The sequence below is a fragment of the Streptomyces hygroscopicus subsp. hygroscopicus genome (genome assembly GCF_001553455.1).
Lineage (GTDB): Bacteria > Actinomycetota > Actinomycetes > Streptomycetales > Streptomycetaceae > Streptomyces > Streptomyces hygroscopicus.
Genome location: NZ_BBOX01000612.1, coordinates 1 through 3,688 on the forward strand (window position 1 = coordinate 1; position 3,688 = coordinate 3,688).

The 3,688-nt window shown below is 72.9% G+C and carries 2 protein-coding genes; both read right to left on the bottom strand.

Annotation, left to right across the window (positions count from 1 at the left end; genetic code table 11):
• Window positions 1-1,418 (bottom strand): type I polyketide synthase (locus AXW62_RS39280; RefSeq protein ID WP_174556487.1); only part of this gene is annotated, 1,418 nt, incomplete at its 3' end.
• A 57-nt stretch (window positions 1,419-1,475) separates the two neighbouring features.
• Window positions 1,476-3,688, bottom strand: a 2,213-nt coding sequence (locus tag AXW62_RS39285) for an SDR family NAD(P)-dependent oxidoreductase (RefSeq protein ID WP_159061111.1), incomplete at its 5' end; no start/stop codon positions are given.

Sequence of the window (3,688 nt, forward strand, 5' to 3'; positions counted from 1 at the left end):
GCCTCCGGCGGTTCCGGCTCCGAGGTGTCCTCCGCCGGTGGTTGTTCGAGGATGACGTGCGCGTTCGTCCCGCTGACGCCGAAGGAGGAGACCCCGGCCCGGCGGGGGCGTCCGGTCTCCGGCCAGGGCCGGGGCTCGGCCAGGAGCGACACCGCGCCCGAGGTCCAGTCCACCTTGGTGGTGGGCTGATCCGCGTGCAGCGTTTTGGGCAGTACGCCGTGGCGCATGGCCTGGATCATCTTGATGACCCCCGCGACACCGGCGGCGGCCTGGGTGTGGCCGATGTTGGATTTGATGGAGCCGAGCCACAGCGGCTGGTCCCCCGGGCGGTTCTGGCCGTAGGTGGCCAGCAGGGCCTGGGCCTCGATGGGGTCGCCGAGGGCGGTGCCGGTGCCATGCGCCTCGACCGCGTCGATGTCGGCCATCGACAGTCCGGCGTTGTCCAGGGCCTGGCGGATCACCCGTTCCTGGGAGGGGCCGTTGGGGGCGGTCAGGCCGTTGCTGGCGCCGTCCTGGTTGACCGCCGTGCCACGGATGACGGCGAGCACCTCGTGGCCGTTGCGGCGGGCGTCCGACAGCCGTTCCAGCAGCACCAGCCCGACGCCCTCGGACCAGTTGGTGCCGTCCGCGCCCTCGCCGAAGGACTTGCAGCGCCCGTCCCGGGCCAGCCCCCGCTGCCGGGAGAACCCGACGAAGCCACCGGGGGTGGCCATCACCATCACCCCGCCGGCGAGCGCCATGGAGCACTCCCCGGCCCGGAGCGCGTAACTGGCCCAGTGCATTGCCACCAGCGAGGACGAGCACCCCGTGTCCAGGGTGACCGCCGGGCCCAGCAGCCCGAGCGAGTACGAGATACGGCCGGAGGCGATGCTGCCCGCGCCACCGATGCCCAGATACCCCTCGAACCCCTCCGGCACCTGGTCCACCGTCAGCGCGTAGTCGCCGTTCGCCACGCCGGTGAACACGCCGACGTCGCTGTCCCGCAGCGACGTCGGGTCGATACCGGCGTTCTCGAACGTCTCCCACGCGGTCTCCAGCAGCAGCCGCTGCTGCGGGTCGGTGGCCAGCGCCTCGCGCGGGGAGATGCCGAAGAACTCGGCGTCGAAACCGCCCGCGTCGGTGAGGAAACCGCCCTCGCGCACATAGGAGGTTCCGACCGCGTCCGGATCGGAGTCGAAGAGGCTCTCCAGATTCCAGCCGCGGTCCTCGGGGAACCCGGCGATCGCGTCCCGGCCGTCGGCCACCAGCTTCCACAGCCCGTCCGGAGTGGTCACACCGCCCGGGTAGCGGCAGCCCATGCCGACGATGGCGATCGGCTCCTCCGCCGCCGACTCGGCCTTGCGCAACCGTTCCCGCGTCTGGTGCAGGTCGGCGGTAACCCGCTTGAGGTAATTGAGGAGCTTTTCGTCATTCGCCATCTGGACCTCGCCAAGAGCCTCGTGGGTGAAATCGGGGAGCGGAGACGAGACGGGGAATCAGTCCACGCCGAACTCCTGGTCGATGAACGCGAACACGTCGTCGGCGCTCGCCGTGTCGAGCCGTTCGGTGACGGTCTCGCCGTCCGCGCCGACCGCCTCGATCTCGGCGACCTTGGTGGTCATCCGCTGCAACCGCGCCGTGATCCGGGCGCGTTCGACCGTCTCCTTCGGCAGCGCCGCCAGACTCGCCTCCAGCCGCTCCAGCTCGGCCAGCACCGAGTCCACCGACGAGGTGTCGGCCTGGCCGAGTTCGGTGCGGAGACGGCGTGCCAGCGCACTGGGCCGCGGATGGTCGAACACCATCGTCGCGGGCAGCCGCAGCCCCGTGACGGCGTTGAGGCGGTTGCGCAGTTCCACCGCCGTCAGCGAGTCGAACCCGATCTCGCTGAAGGCGCGGTCCCCGGTGGCATCGGCGCTCGCATGCCCGAGCACGGCAGCGGCTTCGGCCTGCACCAGCTCGGTGAGCAGCCGGTCCTGCTCCTCGGGGCCGAGCCCGGCCAGCCGTGCGACGAGCTCCGCCTGTCCCGAGCCGTCCGCCCGCGTGTCCTCGGCCAGGATGTCCATGACGTCGGGCAGCGCTCGCAGCAGCGGCCGCTGCCGGGCCATGGTGAAACCGGGGGCGAACCGCGCCCAGTCGATGTCGGCCACCACACCGTGGGCGGCGCCGCTGCCCACGGTGTGCGCCATCGCCAGCGCCGCCAGCCTCGGATCCATGGTCATCAGACCGGTACGGCGCCACTGCGCGCCCATGGCCTCGTCGATCACACCCAGGCCACCGCCCCAGGCGCCCCACGCCACCGAGGTGGCCGCCAGCCCGCGTGCGCGGCGCCGCTGCGCCAGCCCGTCGAGGTAGGCGTTCGCGGCGGCGTAGGCGGTCTGACCGCCGCTGCCCCAGGCCGCCGCCCCGGACGAGAACATGACGAACGCGTCCAGCTCCCGGTCCCGCAGCAGATCGTCCAGGTGCCGCGCCCCGGCGATCTTCGCCCGGCCGATGTCGGCGAACTCGGCGAGTGTCATCTTCGACAGTGGCTTCTCCGGAAGCGCCAGCCCCGCGGCGTGCACCACCGCCGACAGCGGCGCGTCCCGCGGAATCTCCGCCAGCACGGTGGCGAGCTGGTCCCGGTCGGTGACGTCACAGGCCGCGATGGTCACGCCCGCGCCCAGCGCGGTCAGCTCCGCCTCCAGCTCCGCGGCGCCCGGCGCCTGCCCGCCCCGGCGGCTGAGCAGCACCACATGCGCGGCGCCGTGCGTGGCGGCCCAGCGGCCCACGTACGAGCCGAGCCCACCGGTGCCGCCGGTGATCAGCACTGTGCCCCGGGGCCGCCACGCCGGCGCCGATGTCACCGGTTCGCGCCGCATCCGCCGGGCGAACACGGCCGATCCGCGCACCGCGACCTGGTCCTCGGCGTCCGCCCCGGTGAGTACCGAGCACAGCCGCGCGAGGGCCGCCCCGTCCGGTGTCTCCGGCAGATCGACGATCCCGCCCCAGGTGGTCGGCTGATCCAGCCCCTGCACCACGCCCATGCCCCAGGCCAGCGGCTGGAACTCGCTGGTCACCTCGGAGGGTTCCCGCACGGCGACCGCGCCACGGGTCAGGCACCACAGCGGTGCCGCGAACCCGATCTCCTCCACCGCCTGCATGAGCGCGACCGTGGCCGCCACGCCCCGCGACATGGTGCCGGTCCCGTACGGCCGGTCGTCCCACGCCAGCAGGGACACCAGCCCGGCGTACGCGTCGGCGGAACCGGACATCCGCTCCCGCAGCCGTGCGGTCACTTCCGCCTGCTCCACGGTGTCCACCTCGACCACCACGGGATCGGCGCCGTGCCCGGCCAGCGCGCCGACCACATCCGTCACCGCGGCGTCGTTCGCCTGCTCGGCGGGGACGGCCACCAGCCACGCCCCGGCCAGCGCCGCCTTGTCGCCGGTCGCCACCGGCTCCCAGGTGATGCGGTACGACCAGGTGTCCACGGTGGACTTGTCCTGGTTGCCACGGCGCCACGAGGACAGCCCCGGCAGGATCGGCTCCAGCGTCTTCTCCTCGACACCGAGGGAGTCGGCCAGGGAGGACAGGTCGCCGCGCTCCACGGCGTCCCAGAACGCACCGTCGGCCACCGCGCCCAGCGCCTCGGACGGTTCGAGCCAGTAGTGGTGGTGTTGGAAGGGGTAGGTGGGGAGGGGGGTGTGGTGGGGGTGGGTGCCGGTGTAGA